This is a genomic window from Streptomyces sp. NPDC016640 (assembly GCF_043076215.1).
In the GTDB taxonomy this organism is placed as follows: domain Bacteria; phylum Actinomycetota; class Actinomycetes; order Streptomycetales; family Streptomycetaceae; genus Streptomyces.
Genome location: NZ_JBIBRG010000008.1, coordinates 46142 through 72063, shown reverse-complemented (window position 1 = coordinate 72063; position 25922 = coordinate 46142). Strand labels below are relative to the sequence as shown.

At 72.9% G+C, this 25922-nt stretch carries 25 protein-coding genes, 1 pseudogene and 1 riboswitch; of the genes and pseudogenes, 19 read left to right on the top strand and 7 right to left on the bottom strand.

Going from position 1 to position 25922, the window contains the following annotated elements; translation table 11 throughout:
* Positions 1 to 5 precede the first annotated feature (5 nt).
* From ACF07S_RS18090 to ACF07S_RS18075, 4 genes are all read left to right on the top strand, one after another.
* Complete coding sequence (locus ACF07S_RS18090; protein ID WP_215206123.1) at positions 6 to 458, top strand: Lrp/AsnC family transcriptional regulator; 453 nt, start codon at positions 6 to 8, stop codon at positions 456 to 458.
* Positions 459 to 620: 162 nt separating this feature from the next.
* A complete protein-coding gene (locus ACF07S_RS18085) occupies positions 621 to 1823 on the top strand; it encodes an MFS transporter (protein ID WP_391964402.1) in 1203 nt (400 codons plus the stop codon).
* A 247-nt stretch (positions 1824 to 2070) separates the two neighbouring features.
* Positions 2071 to 2859, top strand: a complete 789-nt coding sequence (locus ACF07S_RS18080) for a carbon-nitrogen hydrolase family protein (protein WP_391974580.1) — start codon at positions 2071 to 2073, stop codon at positions 2857 to 2859.
* 51 nt (positions 2860 to 2910) lie between these two features.
* Positions 2911 to 4623 carry a flavin monoamine oxidase family protein gene (locus ACF07S_RS18075; RefSeq protein WP_391964400.1) on the top strand — a complete coding sequence of 571 codons (1713 nt, stop codon included), beginning with the start codon at positions 2911 to 2913 and terminating at the stop codon, positions 4621 to 4623.
* Between the two features lie 9 nt (positions 4624 to 4632).
* Here ACF07S_RS18075 and ACF07S_RS18070 read toward each other — a convergent pair whose 3' ends face one another.
* Complete coding sequence (locus tag ACF07S_RS18070; RefSeq protein WP_391964399.1) at positions 4633 to 5319, bottom strand: DUF5995 family protein; 687 nt, start codon at positions 5317 to 5319, stop codon at positions 4633 to 4635.
* Positions 5320 to 5433: 114 nt separating this feature from the next.
* Here ACF07S_RS18070 and ACF07S_RS18065 point away from each other — a divergent pair, with 114 nt between their 5' ends.
* On the top strand, positions 5434 to 5631 hold the full coding sequence (locus ACF07S_RS18065) for a glycoside hydrolase family 6 protein (RefSeq protein ID WP_391974579.1): 198 nt from the start codon (positions 5434 to 5436) through the stop codon (positions 5629 to 5631).
* Here ACF07S_RS18065 and ACF07S_RS18060 read toward each other — a convergent pair.
* Entirely contained in the window at positions 5613 to 7016 is a 1404-nt protein-coding gene (locus tag ACF07S_RS18060) for a uracil-xanthine permease family protein (protein WP_391974578.1), read from the bottom strand. The two genes, ACF07S_RS18065 and ACF07S_RS18060, sit on opposite strands and share 19 nt — an antisense overlap.
* A gap of 166 nt (positions 7017 to 7182) precedes the next feature.
* On the opposite strand from ACF07S_RS18060, the gene ACF07S_RS18055 reads away from it, so the two are divergent.
* Positions 7183 to 7641 carry an acyl-CoA thioesterase gene (locus tag ACF07S_RS18055; protein ID WP_391964397.1) on the top strand — a complete coding sequence of 153 codons (459 nt, stop codon included), beginning with the start codon at positions 7183 to 7185 and terminating at the stop codon, positions 7639 to 7641.
* On the opposite strand, the gene ACF07S_RS18050 is transcribed toward ACF07S_RS18055, so the two are convergent.
* Positions 7601 to 8806 carry an MFS transporter gene (locus ACF07S_RS18050; RefSeq protein ID WP_391964396.1) on the bottom strand — a complete coding sequence of 402 codons (1206 nt, stop codon included), beginning with the start codon at positions 8804 to 8806 and terminating at the stop codon, positions 7601 to 7603. The genes ACF07S_RS18055 and ACF07S_RS18050 overlap by 41 nt on opposite strands.
* 177 nt (positions 8807 to 8983) lie before the next feature.
* Here ACF07S_RS18050 and ACF07S_RS18045 point away from each other — a divergent pair, with 177 nt between their 5' ends.
* The 10 genes from ACF07S_RS18045 to ACF07S_RS18000 all read left to right on the top strand — a co-directional run bounded on the left by ACF07S_RS18045 (position 8984) and on the right by ACF07S_RS18000 (position 18641).
* A complete protein-coding gene (locus ACF07S_RS18045) occupies positions 8984 to 10174 on the top strand; it encodes an ROK family transcriptional regulator (protein ID WP_391974577.1) in 1191 nt (396 codons plus the stop codon).
* A gap of 669 nt (positions 10175 to 10843) precedes the next feature.
* Positions 10844 to 10974, top strand: a riboswitch (FMN riboswitch).
* A 145-nt stretch (positions 10975 to 11119) separates the two neighbouring features.
* Positions 11120 to 11734, top strand: coding sequence for a riboflavin synthase (locus ACF07S_RS18040; RefSeq protein ID WP_391974576.1), 615 nt, complete (start codon positions 11120 to 11122; stop codon positions 11732 to 11734).
* Complete coding sequence (locus tag ACF07S_RS18035; RefSeq protein WP_391964393.1) at positions 11731 to 12372, top strand: nicotinamide riboside transporter PnuC; 642 nt, start codon at positions 11731 to 11733, stop codon at positions 12370 to 12372. Before ACF07S_RS18040 ends, ACF07S_RS18035 begins: the two co-directional genes overlap by 4 nt.
* The gene (locus tag ACF07S_RS18030; RefSeq protein ID WP_391974575.1) at positions 12369 to 13742 is read left to right on the top strand and encodes a bifunctional 3,4-dihydroxy-2-butanone-4-phosphate synthase/GTP cyclohydrolase II; all 1374 of its coding nucleotides are present in this window, start codon (positions 12369 to 12371) and stop codon (positions 13740 to 13742) included. The genes ACF07S_RS18035 and ACF07S_RS18030 overlap by 4 nt, the downstream gene beginning before the upstream one ends.
* Positions 13743 to 13762: 20 nt before the next feature.
* Positions 13763 to 14248, top strand: coding sequence for a 6,7-dimethyl-8-ribityllumazine synthase (gene ribH / locus ACF07S_RS18025; protein WP_391964391.1), 486 nt, complete (start codon positions 13763 to 13765; stop codon positions 14246 to 14248).
* A gap of 34 nt (positions 14249 to 14282) precedes the next feature.
* Positions 14283 to 14555 carry a phosphoribosyl-ATP diphosphatase gene (locus ACF07S_RS18020; protein WP_030420890.1) on the top strand — a complete coding sequence of 91 codons (273 nt, stop codon included), beginning with the start codon at positions 14283 to 14285 and terminating at the stop codon, positions 14553 to 14555.
* Between the two features lie 47 nt (positions 14556 to 14602).
* Entirely contained in the window at positions 14603 to 15466 is an 864-nt protein-coding gene (gene hisG, locus ACF07S_RS18015) for an ATP phosphoribosyltransferase (RefSeq protein WP_391964390.1), read from the top strand.
* Between the two features lie 19 nt (positions 15467 to 15485).
* Positions 15486 to 15956, top strand: a complete 471-nt coding sequence (locus ACF07S_RS18010; RefSeq protein WP_391964389.1) for a PH domain-containing protein — start codon at positions 15486 to 15488, stop codon at positions 15954 to 15956.
* A 283-nt stretch (positions 15957 to 16239) separates the two neighbouring features.
* Positions 16240 to 17571 (top strand): hemolysin family protein, encoded by a 1332-nt coding sequence (locus tag ACF07S_RS18005; RefSeq protein WP_391964388.1) that lies wholly within the window; start codon positions 16240 to 16242, stop codon positions 17569 to 17571.
* Positions 17568 to 18641 (top strand): hemolysin family protein, encoded by a 1074-nt coding sequence (locus tag ACF07S_RS18000; protein ID WP_391964387.1) that lies wholly within the window; start codon positions 17568 to 17570, stop codon positions 18639 to 18641. Before ACF07S_RS18005 ends, ACF07S_RS18000 begins: the two co-directional genes overlap by 4 nt.
* A gap of 101 nt (positions 18642 to 18742) precedes the next feature.
* Here ACF07S_RS18000 and ACF07S_RS17995 read toward each other — a convergent pair whose 3' ends face one another.
* Positions 18743 to 20605, bottom strand: coding sequence for an AAA family ATPase (locus ACF07S_RS17995; RefSeq protein ID WP_391974666.1), 1863 nt, complete (start codon positions 20603 to 20605; stop codon positions 18743 to 18745).
* A gap of 429 nt (positions 20606 to 21034) precedes the next feature.
* Positions 21035 to 21655: a uridine kinase gene (locus ACF07S_RS17990; protein ID WP_391964681.1), complete on the bottom strand. Its 621-nt coding sequence runs from the start codon at positions 21653 to 21655 to the stop codon at positions 21035 to 21037.
* Positions 21656 to 21880: 225 nt separating this feature from the next.
* Between ACF07S_RS17990 and ACF07S_RS17985 the strand changes: the two genes are divergently transcribed.
* Positions 21881 to 23254: a peptidase C39 family protein gene (locus ACF07S_RS17985; RefSeq protein ID WP_391964386.1), complete on the top strand. Its 1374-nt coding sequence runs from the start codon at positions 21881 to 21883 to the stop codon at positions 23252 to 23254.
* Between the two features lie 140 nt (positions 23255 to 23394).
* Positions 23395 to 23535 carry an SCO1431 family membrane protein gene (locus ACF07S_RS17980; RefSeq protein WP_391964385.1) on the top strand — a complete coding sequence of 47 codons (141 nt, stop codon included), beginning with the start codon at positions 23395 to 23397 and terminating at the stop codon, positions 23533 to 23535.
* A gap of 161 nt (positions 23536 to 23696) precedes the next feature.
* Here ACF07S_RS17980 and ACF07S_RS17975 read toward each other — a convergent pair.
* Positions 23697 to 24143: pseudogene (locus ACF07S_RS17975) on the bottom strand (glycosyl hydrolase family 18 protein); the annotation flags it as partial.
* Between the two features lie 276 nt (positions 24144 to 24419).
* Between ACF07S_RS17975 and ACF07S_RS17970 the strand changes: the two are divergent.
* Complete coding sequence (locus ACF07S_RS17970; RefSeq protein WP_391964384.1) at positions 24420 to 25592, top strand: acyl-CoA dehydrogenase family protein; 1173 nt, start codon at positions 24420 to 24422, stop codon at positions 25590 to 25592.
* On the opposite strand, the gene ACF07S_RS17965 is transcribed toward ACF07S_RS17970, so the two are convergent.
* The gene (locus tag ACF07S_RS17965; RefSeq protein ID WP_391964383.1) at positions 25555 to 25806 is read right to left on the bottom strand and encodes a hypothetical protein; all 252 of its coding nucleotides are present in this window, start codon (positions 25804 to 25806) and stop codon (positions 25555 to 25557) included. The two genes, ACF07S_RS17970 and ACF07S_RS17965, sit on opposite strands and share 38 nt — an antisense overlap.
* Positions 25807 to 25922 lie beyond the last annotated feature (116 nt).

Below are 25922 nucleotides of genomic sequence, written 5' to 3'. Positions count from 1 at the left end.
CCGCTGTGCTGAACGATCTCGACGAACGCATCGTGCACGCCCTCGCCGAGGACGCCCGCCGCTCCTACGCGGACATCGGCCAGCTGGTCGGCCTGTCCGCGCCCGCCGTGAAACGCCGGGTGGACCGGCTGCGCGCCACCGGGGCCATCACCGGATTCACCGTCCGGGTGGATCCCGCCGCCCTCGGCTGGCAGACCGAGGGGTTCGTCGAGATCTACTGCCGCGGCAACACCTCCCCGGAGACCATCCAGCGGGGACTGGAGCGCTACCAGGAGGTCGTGGCCGCCTCCACCGTCACTGGGGACGCCGACGCGGTCGCCCAGGTCTTCGCCTCCGACATGCGCCACTTCGAGCGGGTTCTGGAACGCATCGCGGGCGAGCCGTTCGTCGAGCGGACCAAGTCCGTGCTGGTGCTGTCACCGCTGCTGCGGCGGTTCTCGTCGGGCTCGCCCGCCTAGTGCCGCGTCTTTCGAAAACGACGGGCCGGATCCGCTCCGGCCTTCTAACATGACAGTCATGACCTGGCGACATTGATCCACCAGTCGCGCCTCCCGAGGGCCGCCCCGGGCGCCGTACGTCCTCCACGTCCGGTGTCCGAACCGCCCTCATGGGAAGGCCTCATGACTTCCACGCCCACACGTGTGCCCGACGCCCGCGTGCGACGGCTGACCACCACGTTGTACGGCTACGCGTTCCTCGAGGACTTCGTCCTGCTCTACCCGGTGTACGCGCTGCTGTTCAGCGACACCGGCCTCACCGTCCGGCAGATCTCCTCCCTGTTCGCCCTCTGGTCCGTCACCGGCGTGCTGCTGGAGGTTCCCTCCGGCGTCTGGGCCGACGCCGTCTCCCGCCGGCTGCTGCTCTGGCTCGGCCCGCTGTTCACCGCCGCCGGCTTCGCCCTGTGGGTGATCGTCCCGTCGTACGGCGCCTTCGCCCTCGGCTTCGTGCTGTGGGGGGTGGGCGGGGCACTGGGCTCCGGTGCGCTGGAGGCGCTGGTCTACGACGAACTGGAGCGGCTCGACGCGGCCGACCGCTACGCCCGGGTCATGGGCCGGGCCCGTGCGGCCGGACTGGTCGCCGTGATGGCGGCGATGGGGCTCGCCGGGCCCGTGCTCGCCCGGGGCGGCCACGCCGCCGTCGGCGCCGCCAGCGTACTGGTCTGCCTGCTCGCCGCGGTCACCGCCAGCCGGTTCCCCGAGCACCGGGCCCCGGCCGCCGGGCACGACCGCTGGACGGCGACCCTGCGCGCCGGGCTCGCCGAGGCACGCGCCGACCGGTCCGTGCGCGGGGCGCTGCTGCTGGTCCCGGCGGTGAGCGCCGTGTGGGGCGCCCTCGACGAGTACACGCCGCTGCTGGTCCGCGCCACGGGCGTCGCCGACACCACGGTGCCCCACCTGCTCCTGCTGATCTGGGCCGGCGCCACCGCCGGAAGCCTGCTGGCCGGGGAGGGCGAGCGGCTCGGCACGGCCGGACTGGCCGCCCTGCTGGCCGGCGCCGGCCTGGCCCTGGCCGTCGGCGCGGTCGACGGCACCCCGGCGGGACTGGTCCTCGTCGCCCTCGCCTTCGGCGGTTTCCAGGCGGCCACGGTGCTGGCCGACGCCCGGCTCCAGCGGAGCATCGAGGACACCGGCCGGGCCACCCTGACCTCGGTCGCGGGACTGGGCACAGAACTGGCGACGATCGCGGTCTTCGGCGGCTACGCGGCCGTCGCCTCGGGGAACGCCCACGGCACCGCCTTCGCGGTGTTCGCGGTGCCGTACCTGGCGACGGCGGCGCTGCTGCTCGCGGGGCTCCGAGGCCGGGCTGCCAAGGCGCGGCCGTGACGTCGCCCGCGCCCCTTCCCCTCTCCCGGTCCCCGCCTCAGCCCGGTCCCACCCCTCCCGGGTCCCCGCCTCAGCCCGGTCGCCCTTGCCGCCGGGGGAGGGGGCGCGCAACGAATCGCCGCCGATGCCTCCCCCTGCGCAACGAACCGCTCAGCGGCGCGCAACGGCTCCTCCTTGTCCGCCCGAGCCGGCCGACCGTACCGTCTATCAGGCCCCCCAAACCCCCGTGTACCGGTGAGGAACACGCATGCGCACCGCCCTGCTCCAAAGCTCCGGACGGCCCGGATCCGTCGCCGGGAACCTCAAGGTCCTCGACGAGGCCGCCGGCCGGGCCGCCGCCGCGGGCGCCGGGCTGCTCGTCACCCCGGAGATGTTCCTGACCGGGTACGCGATCGGCGACGACATCGCCCGGCTCGCCGAGCCCGCAGACGGCGAGGCGGCCGACGCGGTCGCCGACACCGCCACCCGGCACGGCCTCGCGATCGCGTACGCCTACCCGGAGCGCGACGGCGACACGGTGTTCAACTCCGTCCAGCTCGTCTCCGCCGACGGCACGCGCCTCGCGAACTACCGCAAGACCCACCTCTTCGGCTGCTTCGAGCGCGACCACTTCACACCGGGCGACCGGCAGGTCGTGCAGGCCGGACTGAACGGCCTCACCGTCGGCCTGATGATCTGCTACGACGTGGAGTTCCCGGAGAACGTCCGCGCCCACGCGCTGGCCGGCACCGACCTGCTCCTGGTGCCCACGGCCCAGATGCACCCCTTCCAGTTCGTCGCCGAGTCGGTCGTGCCGGTGCGGGCCTTCGAGAACCAGATGTACGTCGCGTACGTCAACCGGGTCGGCCGGGAGGACGGGTTCGAGTTCGTCGGCCTGTCCACCCTCGCCGGACCCGACGGGGTCGCCCGCACCCGGGCCGGCCGCGCGGAGGAACTCGTCCTCGCCGACGCCGACCCCGTGTTCCTCGCCGCCTCCCGCGAGGACAACCCGTACCTGAGGGACCGCCGTCCCTGCCTCTACGGGTCCCTCGTCTGAAGTCCGCAGTCCGTCCCCCCCAGTGTTTCCTGTGCGAGGAGTCCGTACCCCATGACGTCCACCGTGCCCAACGCGATCGAGCACGCAGACGAGCAGCAGCCGCCGATCACCATGTTCGGTCCGGACTTCCCGTACGCGTACGACGACTTCCTCGCCCACCCGGCGGGCCTCGGCCAGGTGCCCGCGACCGAGCACGGCGCCGAGGTCGCCGTCATCGGCGGCGGCCTGTCCGGCGTCGTCGCCGCCTACGAGCTGATGAAGATGGGCCTCAAGCCCGTCGTGTACGAGGCCGACCGGATCGGCGGCCGGCTGCGGACGGTGGGCTTCGAGGGCTGCGACCCGTCCCTGACCGCGGAGATGGGCGCGATGCGCTTCCCGCCCTCCTCCACGGCGCTGCAGCACTACATCGACCTGGTGGGTCTCGAGACCCGCCCGTTCCCCAACCCGCTCGCCGAGGCCACCCCTTCCACCGTCGTCGACCTCAAGGGCGAGTCGCACTACGCCGAGACCCTGGACGACCTGCCCCAGGTGTACCGGGACGTGGCCGCCGCCTGGGCCCGGTGCCTGGAGGAGGGCGCGGACTTCTCCGACATGAACCGCGCCCTGCGCGAGCGGGACGTGCCGCGCATCCGCGAGATCTGGGCGAGGCTCGTCGAGAAGCTCGACAACCAGACCTTCTACGGCTTCCTCTGCGACTCCGAGGCCTTCAAGTCCTTCCGGCACCGCGAGATCTTCGGCCAGGTCGGCTTCGGCACCGGCGGCTGGGACACCGACTTCCCCAACTCGATCCTGGAGATCCTCCGCGTCGTCTACACCGAGGCCGACGACCACCACCGCGGCATCGTCGGCGGCTCCCAGCAGCTGCCGCTGCGCCTGTGGGAGCGCGAGCCGGAGAAGATCGTCCACTGGCCGTACGGCACCTCGCTGAAGTCCCTGCACGTGGACGGCGAACCACGCCCGGCGGTGACGCGGCTGCACCGCACGGCCGGCAACCGGATCACCGTGACCGACGCCGACGGGGACATCCGTACGTACCGGGCGGCGGTCTTCACCGCCCAGTCCTGGATGCTGCTGTCGAAGATCGCCTGTGACGACTCGCTCTTCCCGATCGACCACTGGACCGCCATCGAGCGCACCCACTACATGGAGTCCAGCAAGCTCTTCGTGCCCGTCGACCGGCCGTTCTGGCTGGACGAGGCCCTCGACGACAAGGGGAACCCGACCGGCCGGGACGTCATGTCGATGACGCTCACCGACCGCATGACCCGCGGCACCTACCTCCTCGACGACGGACCGGACAAACCCGCCGTCATCTGCCTCTCCTACACCTGGTGCGACGACGCCCTGAAGTGGCTGCCGCTGTCCGCGAACGAGCGGATGGAGGTCATGCTCAAGTCGCTCGGCGAGATCTACCCCGGCGTCGACATCAGGAAGCACATCATCGGCAACCCGGTGACCGTCTCCTGGGAGAACGAGCCCTACTTCATGGGCGCGTTCAAGGCCAACCTGCCCGGCCACTACCGCTACCAGCGGCGCCTGTTCACCCACTTCATGCAGGAGGAGCTGCCCGAGGACAAGCGGGGGATCTTCCTCGCCGGCGACGACATCTCCTGGACGGCCGGCTGGGCCGAGGGCGCCGTCCAGACCGCGCTGAACGCGGTCTGGGGCGTCATGCGTCACTTCGGCGGCGAGACCGACCCGACCAATCCGGGCCCCGGCGACGTCTACGACGAGATCGCTCCCGTGGAACTCCCCGAGGACTGAGGGCCCGGCTCAGTCCCGCAGCGGGGTGAGCAGCATGCGGCCCGCGAAGCCCACCGTCGTGTCCAGGCTGTCGGCGAACTCCCCGGCGACGTCCGGCAGCCGGCGCAGCGCCCACAGGGCGCGGGCCGCCGTCCAGGCGGCGTCCCGGGCGCGCTCCAGGCTCCACGCGCCGAGGAGATGGGTCAGCGGGTCGGTGATCCGCAGCACGTCGGGTCCCGGCATCAGCTCCTCGCGGATGCGTTCCTCCAGCGAAACGAGGAGTTCGCCCACGCCGTCGAACTCGTCCTCCAGATCGGCGGGTTCGCAGGCGAGCGTACGGCAGCTGTCCACGACGGCGAGCGCCAGATCGTGGCCGATGTGCGCGTTGACGCCCGCCAGCGCGAACTGCAGCGGGCGTACCCCGGGGTGGCGGCGGTACTGGAACAGCGGACGCCAGCAGGCCGGTGGCCGCCGCCCCCGCGACGCCGCGTCGACCGCGGCGAGATAGCGCTCCGCGAACCGCACATCCAGCGTGATCGCCGCCCGCGCGTCCGGGAAACGGCCCGCGTCGATGTGCCGGTCCACGGCCTCGGTGACCGTGAGGTAGACGCGGTTGAACACCGCGACCCCGTCCCGCGCGGGCAGCACCGCGTCGAGGTCGCGCATACGGGAGATGACCCCGTCCACGGACGTGAGGACCTGTTCGCATCGCGCCATGAGCGCAGAGTCGCACCTCTGGGCTCGTACGCGTGGCGGCGGGCCCGGAGCTTCCCCGGAACGGGGGAACGCTCCCGCCGTGAGGGAGGGGGAGCAGCACCGTGTCGGGCTCACGTGCCCGGCGCCGGCGCCCCGTCCGACGGCGCGTGGTGCGGCCCGGCAGGCCGCAGGCTCGGCCGGGCCCCGACGCCCGGCACCGGCGAGACCGGCATCGACGCCTGCCTGTGGGTCGGGCTGCCGGGGGAGTCGGACGGATGCAGGGGAGCGCCGGGCGCCTTCGGCCCGTCCTGCGCCTACGACCTGGCGCGCTGATCACTCTCGGTGGCACCGGTGTCGTAGGAGGAGGTGCCCTCGTCGAGCAGCGGTTCCTGCGTCTTGAGGTGGGCGGGCGCGAAGGCGCGCAGCGCGTGGTAGCCGGTGATGACGACCAGCGTGCCCAGCGCGATGCCGCTCAGGGAGAACGTGTCGGTGAACTCCATCGTGACGTTGCCGACGCCGATGATGATGCCCGCGGCGGCCGGTACCAGGTTCAGCGGATTGCGCAGGTCCACCTTGGCGTTGATCCAGATCTGCGCTCCGAGCAGGCCGATCATGCCGTACAGGATGACGGTGATCCCGCCGAGCACACCGCCCGGGACGGCGGCCACGACCGCGCCGAACTTGGGGCAGAGGCCGAACAGCAGGGCGAAGCCGGCGGCCGCCCAGTACGCGGCCGTGGAGTAGACGCGGGTCGCGGCCATCACGCCGATGTTCTCGGAGTAGGTGGTGTTGGGCGGGCCGCCGACGGCGGTGGACAGCATGGAGCCGACGCCGTCGGCGGAGATGGCCGTGCCGAGCTTGTCGTCGAGGTCGTCGCCGGTCATCTCGCCGACCGCCTTGACGTGCCCGGCGTTCTCCGCGATCAGCGCGATGACCACCGGGAGGGCGACCAGGACCGCCGACCACTCGAAGGACGGGCCGTGCAGGTCCGGCAGGCCGATCCAGTCGGCCCGGCCCACGCCCGAGAGGTCCAGGCGCCAGTGGTCGGTGACCTTGCCGGTCGCGTCCGCCGAGTGGATCCTGCCGAGAACCCGGTCCAGCGCCCAGGACAGCGCGTATCCGAAGAGCAGTCCGAGGAAGATCGCGATCCGGGACCAGAAGCCGCGCAGGCAGACCACGGCCAGTCCGGTGAACAGCATCACGGACAGCGCCGTCCACTGGTCCTGCGGCCAGTAGGTGGCGGCGGTGACCGGCGCCAGGTTGAAGCCGATCAGCATCACCACCGCGCCGGTGACGATCGGCGGCATCGCGGCGTGGATGATCCGCGCCCCGAAGCGCCGTACCGCGAGACCCACCAGGAACAGCGCCGCACCGACCACCAGCACCGCGCCGGTGACGGTGGCGCTGGACCCGCCCTGGGCCCGGATGACCGCGGCGACGCCGACGAAGGAGAGCGAGCAGCCCAGGTAGCTGGGCACCCGGCCGCGCGTGGCCAGCAGGAAGACGGCGGTCGCGACGCCCGACATCATGATCGCCAGGTTGGGGTCCAGACCCATCAGCACCGGGGCGACGAAGGACGCCCCGAACATCGCCACCACGTGCTGGGCGCCCAGGCCCGCGGTGCGGGGCCAGGAGAGCCGTTCGTCGGGGCGGACCACCGCACCGGGGGCCGGGGTGCGGCCGTCCCCGTGGAGTGTCCACCTGACGCCGAGATCCATGGGCTGTCGCTTTCGTTCGTCTGTGCAGCGTGTCCGGACCATTGTGGCGGCTGGGCAGCGGTGCTCCGTACCGGAGGCCGCCCCGGCTGAGCGTCTGCTTAGGATGTGGGCGCGCCGCAGACCGATGTATGCGGCACTCGTTCCGTACGCCCCAGGAGTCCCGCCCGTGACCGCCGAAGCCCCGCCCGCCCCCGCACCGACGTACGGCCGGCTGATCCCCGTGACCGTCCACTTCGACGACCTCGACGCGCTGGGCCTGCTGCACAACGCCCGCTATCCGCTGCTGGTCGAGCGGGCGTGGACGCAGCTGTGGCAGGGCAAGGGCGTCCGCTTCGACGGCGACTGGGCCGCGGCCGGTGACGCCTGCAACGCGGTGCGGGAACTGCGGATCGGGTACGAGGCGCCGGTGACCCGGCCGGGTGCCTACGCCGTCCACCTCTGGCTGGACCGGCTGGGCAGGACCGGGCTCACCTACGGCTTCCGCTTCTGCTCGGCGGACGGGGCGGTGACCTACGCGCGGGGCAGCCGGGTGCTGGTGCGGCTGGACGCCGCCACGCTGCGCCCGGCGCCCTGGAGCGAGGCGTTCAGGGCCGCGGGCCGGGAACTGCTGCCTCCGGCCGGGTGATCTTCGTACGGTCCCCCGCGCGCAGCACGCCCGCGAAGCCGGCGATCCCGCACGACAACACGGTGACCAGGACGAACGACACCACCAGGCTGGTCGCCTGGGCCAGCAGGCCGATGGCGCTCGGGGCGATGAGCCCCGAGGTGTAGGTGATGGTCGCGACGCCCGCGATGGCCAGGCTCGGATTGGCGCCGCTGCGCCCGGCGGCGGCGAAGCACAGCGGCACCACCACCGCGATGCCGAGCCCCATCAGCGCGAAGCCGCCCATGGCCGTCGCGGGGTGCTCCGCGAGGACGATCAGCAGTGCGCCGAGGACGGCGACGACCCCGCTCGCCCGGACCGTGCGCACCGCGCCGTAGCGGTCCACCACGCGGTCCCCGGCGATCCGGGCGATCGCCATGGTGAGGGTGAAACCGGTGGTACAGGCCGCCGCGAGACCGGCCGAGGTCCCCAGCTGGTCGCGCAGATAGACCGCCGACCAGTCCAGGCTCGCGCCCTCCGCGAACACCGCGCAGAAACCGATCGCGCCGATGAGCAGCGCGGAACGCGGCGGCAGCGCGAACCGCGGCGGCGGCTCCTCGTCCTCGGCGGGCTGCAGATCGAGCACCCAGGCGCAGGCGGTGACGCCCGCCACCGTCAGGGCGGCGGCCGCGAGCGCGTGGTGCAGCCGGGCGTCCGAGCCGAGGTGGGCGGCGAGTGTGCCGGCCGCCGAACCGATCAGCGCGCCGGCGCTCCACATGCCGTGCAGCCCGGACATGATCGACTTGTCGAGGCGGTTCTCCACCTCCACGCCCAGGGCGTTCATCGCCACGTCCGACATGCCCGCCGTGGCGCCGTAGACGAACAGGGCCAGGCAGAGGGTGAGCAGGTTCGGGGCGGCCGACGGCAGGACGAGGGCGAGCGTCCACAGGGCGATCAGGCCCCGCAGCGCGGTCCGGGCGCCGAAGCGGTGGCTGATGCTCCCCGCCAGCGGCATCGCGAGGGAGGCGCCGAGCGCGGGGAAGGCGAGCGCGAGCCCGAGCTGGCCCGCGCTCACTCCGGCGTGGTCCTGGATCCACGGGACCCGGGTGGCGAACGATCCGGTGACGGCGCCGTGCACCGCGAACACGGCGCCCACGGCGTACCGCGCCCGCCTCACGTCCCGCTGTCCGTACACCACTGCACTCATCGCCCCGCCCCTCCCGGTGGTCCGCCGCCGTACGCGCCGCCGTAAACTATCAGGAACCCTGCCTGAAAGATAAGGGGCTCACGGAGCACCCCGCGCCCGCTCCACGCTCGTACCGCGCCCGTTCCGTGCCTCCGGTCCTCGTGCCGACCGGTCCCGTCGATCTGGAAGGATCCCGGCATGGCCGCATCCCCGAGCACCGCCAGAGCCATCAACGACCGGCTCGCCCTGCGCCTGCTCCAGCAGGGAGGCCCGCTGACCGCAGGGCAGCTGAAGCAGCTGACCGGCCTGTCCCGGCCGACCGTCGCCGACCTGGTGGAGCGTCTCACCGCGGCCGGTCTCGTCGCGGTGGTCGGAGAGGCGGGCGAGCAGCGGCGCGGGCCCAACGCCAAGCTGTACGGGATCGTCGCGGGCCGGGCGCATCTGGCCGCCCTGGACGTCCGCACCGAGGGTGTCACCGTGGTCGTGTCGGACCTCGTCGGCGAGGTGCTGGCCGAGGCCTCCGCGCCCATCACCGGGGACACGGGAACGGGTCCGGCGGTGGAGCAGGCCGTGGCGCTGGTCGAGCGGACGGCGAAGGAGGCGGGCGCCGACCGGCTGCACACCGTCGGGATCGGCGCGCCCGGGCTGATCGACCCCGCGAGCGGCGAACTGCGCGACTCCACCGGCCTGCCCGAGTGGCACCGCCGCCTGGTCGCCACGCTCCAGGAGCGGCTGCCCGAGGCGCGCGTCAGCGTGGAGAACGAGACCAACCTCGCCGCGCTGGCCGAGCAGCGCGACGGGGCGGCCCGCGACCGGGACACCTTCGTCCTGCTGTGGCTGGGCCACGGCACCGGCGCGGCCGTGATCCTCGACGGCGCCCTGCGCAGGGGCGCCTCCGGCGGCACCGGCGAGATCGGCTTCCTGCCGGTCCCGGGCACCAGCGGCCTGCCGTCGGCCACCGACTGCGCGGGCGGCTTCCACTCCCTGGTGGGGGAGGCGGCGGTCGCACGGCTCGCGGGGGAGTGCGGCGTGACGGCGGAGCCCGGAGCCGGACCCGAGGCGGCGGGTGCGGTACGGGCGGCGGTCGCGGCGGCCGGACCGGCGTCCGCGCCGGCACGTTTCCTCGACACCCTGGCCGACCGGATCGCGGTGGGCGTCGCGTCGGTGGTCGCGCTGCTGGATCCCGGATGCGTGGTGCTGGGCGGAGAGGTCGGTCAGGCCGGTGGTGAGGCACTCGCCGCCCGGGTCCGGGACCGCCTGGCCGTCCTCTCACCGCTGCCCGCCGAAGTGCGTCCCAGCACCCTGGGCGGCGGCGCGGTGCTGCGCGGCGCCCTGCTGACCGCCCGTGACCAGGCCCAGGACGAGCTCTTCGGAGCCCCGGACCACTAGTCCACCGACTTCACCGACGCGCCGCCCCGCCGAACCGGGCCGTCGACGCGGCCCGCCGGAGCGCCCCGGCCCGGCCCGGCCGCCGTCGGATGTGACATCGGTCCCGGGGCCGCCCCTCCCGCGCCGGCCGGCGCCGTAGGGGGTCCGGCTCCTCCGGCCGCGGTCCGTCCCGCACCCGCGCTTGGTGAGGCCCGGCGGCGGGCAAGGGCCGTCGTCACCGCCGCCGGGCCGTTCCAGGAGGGGGCGGCAGGCTCCCCGGTCCCGCCGCACTCCCCGTTCCCCGGTGGTGCAGGGCTCCTCGCCCCGCGTCCACCACCGCTCCTTCCGCACGTGCCGCTCGCGGGACACCACGCCGCCCCCGCCGTACGCGGCCGAGGCGTACGGGTGGGCGGAGTGGGTCTCGCCCCGGGGCGTGAGGGGGACGGCACGGTGGGGGTTCCCCTGCGGGGAGGATGGCGCAGACCCTAAGAGGACTAGACCACGACGTCAATAGGTACGGACCAATTGGAGGGCGGCGGGGGCGGCAGGGGTGGCAAGGGCGGGCCGCGGGAAGGGACGTGAGCCCCGTCCGGCGCCCGGCGGCCCTCGGGTGACGGCCTGTGAGACACCGCACACCCCTCGCCCGCATGGACGACGGCCGGTCGTGGCAAACTGGCCCTGTACCAGTAGCAGCGCACTCCGGGGTCGGTGAAAGTCCGAACCGGCGGTTACAGTCCGCGACCCGGTCGCCTCCAGCGACCGGTTGACCAGGTGAAATTCCTGGACCGACGGTTAAAGTCCGGATGGGAGGCAGTGCGCGGCGGGCGAGCATCCATGCGCGCCGCCGTACCGGTTCGCCCCTGCGGCGAGCTCTGTCCGGCGTCGTTCCCGGTGTCCTCACCCGTACGTGTCGTCGTCATCGACAGCCCCGGAGTCCGTGCCCGAAGAGGCAGGAGGACCCGGGAAGTGTTCACCGGAATCGTCGAAGAGCTGGGCGAGATCACCGCCGTCGAAACCCTCGACGACGCCTGTCGTTTCCGACTGCGCGGCCCCGCCGTCACCCAGGGTGCCCAGCACGGCGACTCCATCGCCGTCAACGGCGTCTGTCTCACCGTCGTCGAGCACGAAGGCGACGAGTTCACCGCCGACGTCATGGCGGAGACCCTCGACCGGTCCAGCCTCGGCGCACTCACCGTGGGCTCGCGCGTCAACCTCGAACGCCCGATGGCCGTGGGCGGGCGCCTCGGCGGCCACATCGTGCAGGGCCATGTCGACGGAACCGGCGAGATCCTCGAACGCCGGCCGTCGGAGAACTGGGAGATCGTGAGGATCTCGCTCCCCACGGACCTCTCCCGCTACGTCGTGGAGAAGGGTTCCATCACCGTCGACGGCATCAGCCTCACCGTCGTCGACGCCGGGAGCGACCACTTCACGGTCAGCCTGATCCCCACCACCCTCGCCCTGACCACACTGGGCATCAAGCAGCCCGGCGACCCGGTCAACCTCGAGGTGGACGTCATCGCCAAATACGTCGAGCGGATGCTCGGCGACCGCGCCATCGGTGAGGGGGCTGCCCGGTGACCTGGCTCAACTCCGAGGCGTTCACCCTCTTCGACCAGCACATCAAGTGGTCGGACATGATCGGCAACGTGGTCGGTCTCCTCGCCCTCGCCCTCGGCTGGCGCCGCTCCATCTGGACCTGGCCCGCCCAGTTCGTCTCCGGTCTGATCCTCTTCGCGGCCTTCGCCACCGCCCACCTCTCCGGCAGCGCCGGCAAGCAGATCGTCGTGATGCTCGTCGCCGCCTGGGGCTTCGGGCAGTGGCGACGCGGCCGGCAGCGGGCACAGGACGGATCCGTCGCCGTACGGTTCGCCACCTGGCGCGAGCGCGCCCTCCTGGCGGGCACCGCGGCGGTGGGCACCCTGGCGGTCGGCGGCCTGTTCACCCTCTACCCGTCGCTGTCCTGGGACCCCTGGCCGGACGCCTACATCTTCGTCGGCACGATCGTCGCCATGTACGCCCAGGCCCGCGGCATGGTCGAGTTCTGGTTCGCCTGGCTGCTCGTCGACCTGGTCGGCGTCCCGCTGAACTTCGCCAACGGATTCGCCTTCTCCGGCTTCGTCTACGTCGTCTACGGCGCGCTGGTCCTGTGGGGACTGCGCGACTGGTGGCTGCGGTCCCGCGACGCGCGGCCCGCCCTGGAAGGAGCGCCGGCATGAGCGCCCACCCGTCTCCCGCCACCACCCCGGACGAGGCTCCCCCGGAGCACGGGGCCTGGGGGGACCCCCGTCGCGCCGCCCTCCCCGTCCCGCCCGCCCCGTACGGCACCGGCGACTTCGAGGACTTCGCGCTCGACCCGGTCCGGCAGGCCGTCGCCGACATGGCGGCCGGCCGCCCGGTCGTGGTCGTCGACGACGAGAACCGGGAGAACGAGGGCGACCTCGTCATCGCCGCGGAGAAGGTGACCGAGGAGATCATCGCCTTCATGATGAGCGAGTGCCGCGGCCTGATCTGCGCCCCCATGGAAGGCGGGGAACTGGACCGGCTGCGGCTCCCGCAGATGGTCGACGACAACACCGAGTCGATGAAGACCGCGTTCACCGTCTCCGTCGACGCCTCCGCCGCCCACGGCGTGAGCACCGGCATCTCCGCCGCCGACCGCGCCACCACGCTCCGGCTGCTGGCGAGCGGCACCGCCGAACCGGCCGACTTCGTCCGGCCCGGGCACGTCTTCCCGTTGCGCGCCCGCGCCGGCGGTGTGCTGGTGCGCAACGGCCACACCGAGGCCGCCGTCGACCTCGCCCGCCTCGCGGGGCTGCGCCCGGCCGGCACCATCGTCGAGATCGCCGGCGAGGACGGCCGCATGCTCCGGCTGCCCGAGCTGATCCCCTTCGCCCGCAAGCACGGCCTGACGATCATCTCCATCGAGGACCTGATCGCCTACCGCCGCTCGGCCGAACCCACCGTCCGCCGCGAGGCAGAGGTCCATCTGCCCACCTCCCACGGCACCTTCACCGCGTACGGCTACCGCTCCACCGTCGACGGCGTCGAGCACGTCGCCCTCGTCCACGGCGAGATCGGCGACGGCGAGGACGTCCTCGTCCGCGTCCACTCCGAATGCCTCACCGGCGACGTCTTCGGTTCCCGGCGGTGCGACTGCGGCCCCCAGCTGGACGCCTCCCTGGACCGCATCCAGGCCGAGGGCCGCGGCGTGGTGGTCTACCTGCGCGGACACGAGGGACGCGGCATCGGCCTGATGTCCAAGCTGCGCGCCTACGAACTCCAGGAGCGCGGCCGGGACACCCTCGACGCCAACCTCGAACTCGGCCTGCCCGCCGACGCCCGTGACTACGGCGCCGGCGCGCAGATCCTCGCCGACCTCGGCGTCCGCGGCGTCCGCCTGCTGACCAACAACCCCGACAAGTCCGACGCGCTCGTCCGCCACGGCATCGAGGTCACCGGACGCGAACCGATGCCCGTCACCGCGAGCGAGCACAACCTCCGGTACCTGCGCACCAAGCGGGACCGGATGGGCCACGACCTGCCCTGGCTGGACACGCCGACCGTGCCCGCCTGCGGCAACCAGTAACAGAACCACCGAGGAGAGACGTGAGCGGCAAGGGCGCACCGGAACTGTCCGTACGCGACGTGGGGGACCTGCGGGTCGCCGTCATCGCGGCGCAGTGGCACGAGAAGGTGATGGACGGACTGGTGGACGGCGCCCTGCGCGCCCTGCACGACCTCGGCATCGACGAGCCGACCCTGCTCAGGGTCCCCGGCAGCTGGGAGCTCCCGGTCGTCGCCAAGGTCCTGGCCGGCCGGGGCTACGACGCGGTCGTCGCCCTCGGCGTCGTCGTCCGGGGCGGCACGCCCCACTTCGACTACGTGTGCCAGGGCGTCACCCAGGGCCTCACCCAGGTCTCGGTCGACACCGGTGTGCCCGTCGGCTTCGGGCTGCTCACCTGCGACACCGAGGAGCAGGCCCTGGACCGCGCCGGACTGCCCGGCTCCAGCGAGGACAAGGGGCACGAGGCGGTCACCGCGGCCGTGGCGACCGCGGCCACGCTGCGTTCGGTATCCGAACCCTGGCGGTGAGCAGTCCCCGTCACCGCGTAGGGTGTGGACCACCATGTCCAAGAAGACGTTCGAGGAGCTCTTCGCCGAGCTCCAGCACAAGGCCGCCCACGGCGATCCCGCCACCTCCCGCACCGCCGAGCTGGTCGACAAGGGCGTCCATGCCATCGGCAAGAAGGTCGTCGAGGAGGCCGCCGAGGTCTGGATGGCCGCCGAGTACGAGGGCAAGGAAGCGGCCGCCGAGGAGATCTCGCAGCTGCTGTACCACGTCCAGGTGATGATGGTCGCCCGCGGCATCTCCCTCGACGACGTCTACGCCCACCTGTAGGACCGACGTCCGCGACACACCCCTTCGACACAAAGGAAGCCGACCTCATGCTGCGCATCGCCGTCCCCAACAAGGGTTCACTGTCCGGCCCTGCGGCGGAGATGCTGCATGAGGCCGGCTACCAGCAGCGCCGCGAATCCAAGGAACTGCGGATCGTCGACCCGGTCAACGAGGTCGAGTTCTTCTACCTCCGCCCCCGCGACATCGCGATCTACGTCTCCTCGGGCCGCCTCGACATCGGCATCACCGGCCGCGACCTGCTCGTCGACTCCGGCGCCAAGGCCGAGGAGATCCTGCCGCTCGGCTTCGCCCGCTCCACCTTCCGCTACGCCACCAAGCCCGGCACGGCGACCTCGGTGGCGGACCTCAGCGGCATGACGGTGGCCACCTCCTACGAGGGCATCGTCGCGAAGCACCTCGCCGACCACGGCATCGACGCCTCCGTCGTCCACCTCGACGGCGCCGTCGAGACCGCCGTCGAACTCGGCGTCGCCGAGGTCATCGCCGACGTCGTGGAGACCGGCACCTCCCTGCGCAACGCGGGCCTCGAGGTCATCGGCGAGCCGATCATGAAGTCCGAGGCGGTCGTCATCCGCCGCACCGGCGCCTCCGCCGAGCCCGACGAGACCGTCGAGCCCAAGGTGCAGCAGTTCCTGCGCCGCCTCCAGGGCGTCCTCGTCGCCCGCACGTACGTGATGATGGACTACGACTGCCGGGTCGAGCAGCTGGAGAAGGCCGTCGCGCTGACCCCCGGCCTGGAGTCCCCGACCGTGTCCCCGCTGCACAACGAGGGCTGGGTCGCCGTCCGCGCGATGGTCCCGTCCAAGGAGGCGCAGCGCATCATGGACGACCTGTACGACATCGGCGCCCGCGCCATCCTCACCACGGCCATCCACGCCTGCCGCCTCTGACCGGTCCCGGAGCGACACCATGTCGGACGTCACCCCCGGGCAACCGCCCGCGCTGCCCGTCACCTTCCGGCCGGGCCGCACCCGCGCGGTGCTGGTCACCACCGGCGTCGCGCTGTTCGTGGTCGTCACCCTCATCGGCGTGCTGCTGGAGCAGCTCGGCCCGGGGGAGCGGCTCAGCTTCGTGTTCACCGCCGCGCTGCTGGCCGGTGTGCTGTTCCTGCTGGCCCGGCCGAAGGTCGTCGCCGACGAGGACGGCGTCACCGTCGTCAACATCGTGAGCCGGCGCCGCCTGGAGTGGGCGGAGATCCTTCGGGTGAACCTCCGTCCCGGTGATCCCTGGGTCTTCCTCGACCTCAGCGACGGCACCAGCATGCCCGCGCTCGGCATCCAGCCGGGCATCGCCAGGCAGCGGGCCATCGCCGACGCACGGGCCCTGCGGGCGCTCGCCGAGGCACGGTCCGCCGCCGGCCCCGGCACACCCCGGGACTGATCCCGCACCCGTCTTCCGGGACCGGCCGGGGGACGCGTCCGGGATCCGTCGGGGACGTCCGTCTGCCGCAGTCGCCCATGTCTTGATTAATCTGGTGGGCGACAGGCGCGACGACAGCGCCTGTCGCCCCTGCCGCCCCGCCCGGTGCACAGGGGTTCCTGCTATCCGAGGAGTGACCCTCTCCGGCGATGGACGGATCGTCCTGCAGTACCTGCGCCGCCCCCTGCCCACAGAGCTCGGACCGGTTCCACCCGGTCCGCGCGCATGCGGAGGCGGCGGCACCATGACCACCCCTGTGCTGCTTCTCGCAGCCGCTTTCCTGCTGATTCTCGCCAACGGATTCTTCGTGGCCGCCGAGTTCGGCCTGGTCACCGTGGAGCGTCCGGACGCCGAACAGGCCGCAGCGGGCGGCGACCGACGCGCCCGCCGGGTCGTCGAGTCGCTGAGGGAACTGTCCTTCCAGCTCTCCGGCACCCAGCTCGGCATCACCATCACCTCCCTCGTCGTCGGCATGCTGGCCGAGCCCGCGCTCGCCGCACTGCTGCACGGCCCGTTCACCGGCATCGGCATACCCGGGGGCGCGGCCCCGGGGGTCGCCGTCGTCGTCGGCATGCTGCTGGCCTCCGCCGTGCAGATGGTGATCGGCGAACTCGTGCCCAAGAACTGGGCGGTCTCCCGCCCCCTGCAGGTCGCGCGCTTCGTCGCCGGCCCGCAGCACGCGTTCGCCGGCCTGTTCCGCCCGGTCATCGCCGGGCTGAACGCCGTGGCCAACCGCCTGGTGCGGGCCCTGGGCTTCGAGCCCGCCGAAGAGCTGGCCTCCGCCCGCACCCCCGGCGAACTCGTCTCCCTGGCCCGGCACTCCGCTCGGGCCGGCGCCCTGGAACAGGACACGGCGGACCTCTTCGTCCGCACGCTGTCCCTGGGCGGGCTGACCGCGCAGCACGTCATGACCCCGCGCGTGAAGGTCAGCGCCCTGCAGTCCTCGGCGACCGCCGAGGACGTGGTCAACCTGACCCGGGCCACCGGTCTGTCCCGCTTCCCCGTCTACCGGGAGCGGATCGACGAGATCGTCGGCATGGTGCACCTCAAGGATGCCCTCGCGGTGCCCGCTCCCGACCGGCTGCGCACCCCCGTGGGCCGCATCGCCCGCCCGGCACTGCTGGTCCCCGAGACCCTCCCCGTGCGGCCGCTGCTCACGCGGCTGCGCAGCGAGCAGCCCATCGCGGTCGTCGTCGACGAGTACGGCGGCACGGCCGGGGTCGTCACGCTGGAGGACATCGTCGAGGAGCTCGTCGGCGAGGTGCGCGACGAGCACGACGGACAGGACGTCCCCGAACTCGCCGCGGTCCCGCCCGAGGACGGCAAGCCGGCCTGGGACGTCGACGGCGGCGTCCGCGTCGACGTGCTGCGGGGCATCGGCCTGGAGGTGCCCGAGGGCCCGTACGAGACGGCGGCCGGCCTGGTCGCCGATCTGCTCGGACGCATCCCGGCCGTCGGCGACCGCGCGGAACTGCCCGGCTGGCGGCTGTCGGTGCGCCGTGTCGGCCACTACCGCGCCGAACGGATCCGCCTGGTCAGGACGGCCCCGCTGCCGCTCGTGGAGGCGGCCCGGTGAGCGTGCTGCAACTCCTCCTCGCGGCGCTGCTCGTGCTCGCCAACGGCTTCTTCGTCGGCGCCGAGTTCGCGCTCGTGTCGGTCCGCCGCAGCCAGATCGAACCGCTCGGCAGCACCCGCGCCCGCCAGGTCCTGTACGGCCTGGAGCATCTGCCGCAGATGATGGCGGCGGCCCAGTTCGGCATCACCGTCTGCTCGCTGACGCTCGGCGCGGTCGCCGAACCGACGGTCGCCCATCTGCTGGAGCCGGTCTTCGAGTGGATGCACCTGCCGCACGGCGTGATCCACCCGCTCGGCTACGTCATCGCGCTCGCCGCGGTGGTCTTCTTCCACCTCGTCATCGGCGAGATGGTCCCGAAGAACCTGGCGATGGCGGCGCCCGAGAAGGCCGCACTGTGGCTGAGCCCGGGCCTGGTCTGGTTCGCCCGGCTGTGCAAGCCGGTCACGATCGCCCTCGGCGCCTGCGCCCGGGCCGTCCTCAGGCTCTTCCGGGTCGAGCCGAAGGACGAGATCGAGGCCGTCTTCACCAGCGAGCAGCTGAACCGGCTGGTGGAGGACGCGGGCCAGGCAGGTCTCCTCGACCCGGAGGAGGCCGAGCGCCTGGAGGACGCCCTGGAGCTGGGCTCCCGCCCGGTGACGGACGTCCTGCTGGACCGCGGGTCGCTGGTGACGGTCACGCCCGCGGTCACCCCGGGGGAGATCGTGGGGCTCACCGCCCGCACCGGGTACTCCCGCTTCCCGGTGGCCGCCGGCGGCGGAGCCTTCATGGGCTACCTGCATGTGAAGGACGTACTGGACCTGGAGGACTCCGACCGCGCCGTCCCGCAGCACCTCTGGCGCCCGATGACGACCCTGCGGCCCGAACTCCCGCTGGACGACGCCCTCACGGTGATGCGCCGCGCCGCGACGCACCTCGCCCAGGTGGCCGACGCGTCCGGCAGGGTCCTCGGCCTGGTCGCCCTGGAGGACGTACTGGAACTCCTGGTCGGCGAGGTCCGCGACCCGGCCCACCGGCAGGTGACGGTGACGACCCAGAGGGCCGGCGGAACACCGGAGGAGGTGCCTGCGTAGCCGCGGGCCCACGTGCCTCCGCCCGGTACCCACGGCCTGGGAGGTGCCCCGGGGCGGCACGGGCGGGCGACGGGGGAGGCACCGGCCCGGGCGCCGGTGCCTCACATCGGCGACGGATCCTGCGGCCCCCGCCCCGAGAGCACCTCACCGTAGGCCTGCATCAGGTCCGGCAACCGCAACGTGGCCAGGTCGTCCCGCGTCAGCGCCCCGCTGTACACCGACAGCCGCAGATCCCGGTACGCGCAGCTCTTCTCGTACAGTGTCCGCAGGAACCGCCCGTTGCCCAGCTCGTCGATCCACCCCTGGTCCACCACGTGTCCGGCGATCGACCGCAGCTCGTCCAGGGCCTCCTCGTCCCACACGTCCCCGTTCTCGGCGGCCAGCACCTCACCGATCGCGGTCAGCTCCAGCGGCCGGTACGAGGGAAAGTCCACGCGTGAGGTGAACCGGGAGGACAGCCCGGGATTCGCGGCCAGCAGCCGGTCCATGCCCTCCGGGTAGCCGGCCAGGATCACCACCAGATGGTCACGGTTGTCCTCGGCCCGCTTCAGCAGCACCTGGAGCGCCTCGTCGCCGTACGCGTCGCCCTTGCCGTAACCGGAGTTGGAGAGCGAGTAGGCCTCGTCCACGAACAGGACCCCGCCGAGCGCGGAGTCGATCAGCTCGTTGGCCTTCACGGCGGTCTGCCCGAGGTACTCGCCGACCAGATCCGCCCGCTGGGCCTCCACCAGGTGGTCGCCGCCGAGCAGTCCGAGGGCGTAGAAGACCCGGCCGAGGATGCGGGCCACGGTGGTCTTGCCGGTGCCGGAGGGGCCGGAGAAGACGAAGTGGCGTTTCGGCGGCTGCACCGGGAGCCCCTGGCCGGAGCGCAGCCGGGCCATGTTCAGCTGTGCCGACAACGCCTTGACCTGGCGCTTCACCGGCTCCAAGCCGACCATGCGCTCCAGTTCGGCGAGCGCCTCCTCCAGTAACGCGGGATCGGTGGGCCCGGTGGGCAGCGGCGACGCCGCGGCTCCCGCCCGCTCGCGCACGGACGGAGCACCGGCCGGGGGGAGGGACGACGGCGGCGGCTCGGACCCGGGCAGCCTCAGGTCGCGGCCCTCGGTGCCGAAGAGCGGGTCGAGCGTGTCGGGGCCGTCCATCATGTCCTGTCCGACACCGGTGAGGGCGATCGCGGCGAGATCGGTGGAGTCGTCGTACCCGTCGCCCTCGGCGATCGCGGCGAGCCGCGCGGAGGTGTCCATGAAGGCCGGATCGACCCGGTGCACGGCCCGGTACAGGGGGAGCGCGGCGGCACTGCGGCCGGTTCCCTCGTGGGCGCGCGCCAGCCAGTAGCGCAGCTCCTTGCGCTGCGGCTGTTCGCTGCGGCACCGCATCAGCGCGGCCGACAGCAGGGGCTCGGCCTGTCCGTACATCTCCAGCCGCACTCGGGCCATGCCGCCGAACAGGCCCGCCTCGATGCCCAGCATCGGATCGTCGACCAGGGAGTCGGTGTGCCGGACCAGCTGCTCCCAGTCCTTCACCAGGTAGGCACGGCAGGCGTGCAGGAAGCGGACCTGAGGATCGGTGTCCACCGGGGGCAGCCCGGCGAGCGCCTGGTCCAGCTCGGGGACATGGCGGCTGTCCAGCCAGTGGGAGGCGTGCGCCAGCAGCAGATCGCGGGGGCTCTCCAGCACCGGCTGCACCCACCAGCCCAGCCAGTACCAGGAATTGAGGGTCCGGCGGTGCCGGGTGCGCTGCTCGCCGAAGCGTTCCCGGTGCCGGAACATCCTGAGCAGCGCGGTCGTCGTGTCGACCCGCAGCGCGTGCAGCCCGAGCCAGCCGTCGGCCATCCCCGGGTCGATCCGCACCGCGGAGCGGAACTCCTCCTCGGCCTGCGGATAGGCACCCATCGTGTAGGCGTCCACACCCCGCAGCCAGGCGAGGTCGGCCGGGGCCTGCGGGCCCTGCGTGCCGAAGTCCATCACGTCCCCCACGAACCGTGCCCCCGTCGGTGTGCCGGCCGGTCCCGCCCGTCGGCTCCCTTTGGTCGAACCGCCGTGCCGCGGACCGGAGTTGCAAGGTGCGCGAGCCGTGTCCGCAGGCCGCACCGAAGGCATCGTACCTGCGGCGGCGTCACGTCCGTAGGGTGCCGCACAGGCCGAAGGGCGGGACGGGAACGGGAGAGGGCGGACCACGGGCGGTGACCCAGGGTGATCGCCGTGTGCCGCAGAGCGGCCGGAAAACGTGAGGAGGGCAGAACGAAGCCCCCGATCACGGGGGAACAACCGGGGGCTTCGCGTCTGCGGGCGACTCCGAAGAGCCGCACATTGAGAACGTAAGACCTGTACGGGCCCCCGGTCAAGCCGAGTTGGAGGACTCCGGCAACTTGTCCGAGACCGCTCTTCACAGGATCACCACCTTGCGGATGGCTCGTCACCCAGTGTGAGCGAAGGAGGTGTCCCACCCGCCCCGGCAGGCCCGGTGACCACCTCGTACCCCGCGCTGCACTGCCGCACCAGAAGGTCGGCGAAGGGGCGCGAGGGGTCACCGGCGAAGTGCGCGCGCTCCGCGCGGACCCATCCGTCCCAGAACTCCCGCTGCTCGTCCCCGTCCCGCGCCCGGCCCCGCGACCAGGACTCCTCCCGGGGCAGGTCCATCCACAGCAGCAGCGCCAGATACGGGCGCAGCGCCCGCCGTCCCGCCCCGACGCCCTCGACGACGATCACGGGGGCAGGCGGCAGCGGGCGGGGCGGTCCGAAGCGGCGGGTGGACCAGTCGTAAGGCGAGTAGTGCGCCGTCCCGCCGCGGCCGAGCGGTTCGATCACCTGGTTCAGCAGCCGTCCGGTCCAGGAGAACGGCTCCTCGTGACTGGCGATGTCGTCGAGCCGCACCACGGGGGCGTCGTCCAGCGCCCGCGCCAGCCGCCCGGCGAACGTCGACTTCCCGGAGCCGGCGTGCCCGTCGACGCCGACGAGCCGGACCGGGCCGCAGGAGGGGCCGAGCCGGCGGATCTGGGCGGCGAGATCGTGAATGGCTGGTTCCGGGGGAGTGGAGGGGCTGACGGAAGCACTCTAGGCGGCGGGTGCCGCCATTGGTCGAGTCCCATGTCGGTCGGCGCGGCACGGCCCGGGTGCTGGCAGGAAGCGCCCGGCTGCGTCCATAGTTGGCGCACACCCGCTCCGTCCGGCGGACGCACGCCGTCCGGCCGGGCGTGCACCGGTCCTGTCCCGACTCCGACACCTGGGGGTCCTCCACCCATGAGCAGAGCCGAACTGCCCTCCCGCAGAACCCTCCTGGCCGCCGCGGTCGTCGCCGCCGTCGCCGGGAGCGCGGGCCCGGCGTCCGCCGGCACCGCGACCGGCGCCGCCACGGCCACCCCGGGCGCCGGCCGGGCCACCGCCCGCGCCGTCGACAACCGGGCCTGGACCTCGTACGCCGACTGGCGCGGCGGCACGGCCGACGGGACGCGCGCCGTCGCCGGCGCCCGCCCCGGCCTGGTGATCGCGCGCGCCGCCGGCAGCACCGACTACACCGATCCGCACACCGGCCGCACGGCCGCCTGGGAGTACGCGACCTGGACCTCGCCCGTCCACCGCCTCGGCGTCCCGGCGACGGAGGCGATCGCCTCCTGGAACGCGCACACCCCCGCCGGTACCTGGCTCCAGGTCGAGCTGAGGGCCACCTACTCCGACGGCACGGACACACCCTGGTACGTCATGGGCCGCTGGGCGGCCGGCGACCAGGACATCCGGCGCACCTCGGTGGACGGCCAGGGCGACGGCAGGAGCAGTGTCTGGACGGACACCCTGGCCGTCGACGACGCGGCCTCGGGCCTGCGTGTCGTGTCGTACCGGCTGCGGCTCACCCTCTACCGGCGCCCCGGCACGGACCTCACCCCGACCGTGTGGCGGCTCGGTGCGATGGGCTCCGACGTCCCCGACCGGTTCACCGTGCCCGCCTCCACGCCGCGCCTGGCCCGGGAACTGGCCGTCCCGCGCTACTCGCAGGAGATCCACAAGGGCCAGTACCCGGAGTACGACAACGGCGGCGAGGCCTGGTGCAGTCCGACCTCCTCGCAGATGGTCATCGAGTACTGGGGCGGCCGGCTCACCGAGGAGCAGCTGTCCTGGGTCGATCCTTCCTACGCCGACCCGCAGGTGTGCCACGCGGCCCGGTACACCTACGACCACCAGTACGCCGGCTGCGGCAACTGGCCCTTCAACGCCGCCTACGCGGCGACGTTCCAGGGCCTGCAGGGCGTGGTCACCCGCCTCGGCTCCCTCACCGACCTGGAGACGCTGATCGCGGCCGGCATCCCGGCCATCACGTCCCAGTCCTTCCTCGAGAAGGAGCTGACCGGAGCCGGTTACGGCACCGCCGGGCATCTGATGACGGTGATCGGCTTCACCGCCGACGGCGACGTGATCGCCAACGACCCCGCCTCGGACGACAACGAGGCCGTGCGCCGGGTCTACGAGCGGCGCGAATGGGAGAACATCTGGCTCCGTACCAAGCGGTACAACGCCTCCGGCAAGGTGGTCTCCGGCACCGGAGGGGTCTGCTACCTCTACTTCCCGGCGCGTCCGACCCCGCGTCAGCGCAGGGCGCTCGCGGCGGTGGGGGTGCGCTGAGCCGCCTGGACGGCGGGCCCCGGCCGACCGGGGCCCGCTTTCGCGTGTGACCAACGTCTCGGTCGCACGAGCCGCCGACGGTGGCAAGGTGGACGGAACCGCGGTGGAGTCCACCGCACCGCCGAGACCAGCGAGAAGCCATGAGCGCGAACGCAGCCACCGTCACCCGTGTCCGAACCGGCGGCCCCCAGGAGGACGGCCCGAAGATCTTCGAGCACGTCATGGGATGGACCCTCGTCGTGGTCGTGGCGATGTTCGTGACCCAGCTGGGACTGTTCTGACCGGGGCCCCCGGGCCGTGGTGAACCGGCCCTCCGGTCGGCCCGCCGCACTCCGGGGCAGCGTTCCGCCGCCCGCGGGCGGCCGCCGGCCCGGACCGGGACGGCGACGGGGGGCGGAGGTCCCCCCGTGGAACCCCGCCCCCCCCCGCGTGCCCGGAAGGGTCAGCGGATCGCCTTGATCAGCTCGCCGTCGGCGGTGTCGCCGCTCAGTTCCCAGAAGAAGGTGCCGCCCAGGCCCTGCTCGTCCTCGTAGGTCATCCTGGCCGCGATGGTGGCCGGGGTGTCGTAGCTCCACCAGTCGTTGCCGCACCTGGCGTAGGCCGTGCCGCCCACCGTGCCGGTCGCCGGGCACGTGACCTCGAGCACCTTGCAGTCGTCGATGCCCTGCTCGTACGTGCCCGCCGCGGGGCCGGTCGCGGTGCCGCCGGGCGCCGACTGCGTGACGCCGGTCCAGCCGCGGCCGTAGAAGCCGATGCCGAGCAGCAGCTTCTCGGCCGGGATGCCGGGGCCCTTGAGCCCGGCGTTGGTCGCCGAGGAGTGGAGGTCCGCCTTCGGGATGCCGTCGTACGAGGTCGGCGCCGAGTGCGGAGCGGTCGGGCCGGCGGCGTCCCCCGGTGGAGCGAAAGATCAGGAGGACTGGACCAGTTGGTCAATGGTGCGGACCGGTCCGGCGGCGGGCGGGGGCGGCGGGTTTCTTGAGGTAAGCGGTCGTTAACTGGTGACTCGGTGCCCCCGATCGGGCATACTCACAGCGCACAGCCGCTGGTCAGCAGCTTCCGAGACCCGGGAGTGCGAGCATTCGGCCAGGCATCGATACGACCCCGGCGGAGCCGCCCCCACCCAAGGCGCACGCCGATGTGCCCGAACAGGGAGGAGAGCGTCGCCATGCCCGAGCGAGCCCCGCAGCCGGTGGACCGGCAACTGCCCACGGACGAGGCCCGGGACCTGATCTCGCTCGTCCGCGACATCGCGCAGCGCGAGATCGCCCCCAAGGCGGTCGAGGAGGAGGACGCGGGACGCTTCCCGCGCGAGGTGTTCACCCTCCTCTCCGAATCAGGCCTGCTGGGCCTGCCCTACGACTTCGAGTACGGCGGCGGCGACCAGCCCTACGAGGTCTACCTCCAGGTCCTCGAAGAGCTGGCCATGGCCCGCCTCACCGTCGGCCTCGGCGTCAGCGTGCACACCCTGGCCTCGTACGCGCTGGCCGCCTACGGCGCCAAGGAGCAGCGGGCCGAGCATCTGCCCGCGATGCTCGGCGGCGGCCTGCTCGGCGCCTACTGCCTGTCCGAGCCCGCCTCGGGCTCGGACGCCGCCTCCCTGCGCACCAGGGCGGTACGCGACGGCGGGGACTGGGTGATCACCGGCACCAAGGCGTGGATCACCCACGGCGGCATCGCCGACTTCTACACCGTGATGGCCCGCACCGGCGAGGAGGGACCGCGCGGCATCACCGCGTTCCTGGTGCCCGGGGACGCCGAGGGGCTGAGCGCCGCTCCGCCGGAGAAGAAGATGGGGATGAAGGGCTCGCCCACCGCCCAGATCCATTTCGACGGCGTCCGGGTCCCCGACGCGCGGCGCATCGGCGAGGAGGGGACGGGCTTCGCGATCGCCCTGTCGGCCCTGGACGGCGGCCGGCTCGGCATCGCCGCCTGCGCCATCGGCCTGGCCCAGGCGGCGCTCGACGAAGCACTCGCCTACGCGGTCGAGCGGCGGCAGTTCGGCAGGCCGATCGCCGACTTCCAGGGGCTGCGCTTCATGCTCGCCGACATGGCCACGCAGATCGAGGCGGGGCGCGCGCTGTACCTCGCGGCGGCCCGGCTGCGCGACGCGGGGCGGCCGTTCGCCCGGCAGGCAGCCATGGCCAAGCTGCACTGCACCGACACCGCGATGCGGGTCACCACCGACGCCGTGCAGATCCTCGGCGGCTACGGCTACACCGCGGACTTCCCCGCCGAGCGCTTCATGCGCGAGGCCAAGGTGCTGCAGATCGTCGAGGGCACCAATCAGATCCAGCGCATGGTCATCGCCCGCCACCTCGCGGGGCCGGAGGCACGCTGAACTGACCGAGCCCTCGCCACGGCGCCGCGAGCCGGGTCCACTCCGGGTCGTGGCGGCCGGGCAGGGTGCGCCCCCGGTCGGCCCACGTCCGCATCAGGTCGCGGTAGATGGGCGGATCGGGGAGCGCGGGCGGCGCGGGGACGGCCACGTCCGCGGGCGGCGGCACGAGGACGCGGCGTTGACGCCCGGTCGTCGAGTACGTGGGGGTCGTCATGCCTGGGCAACGCGGGATCCGGCGGGCGGGTCACCGACCACGGGAACAGGACGTGCGTTCGCGGCCGCCCCGTAGGGCGGAGCGAGGCGGCCGCCGGCGGAGGCGGCGCACGAGGA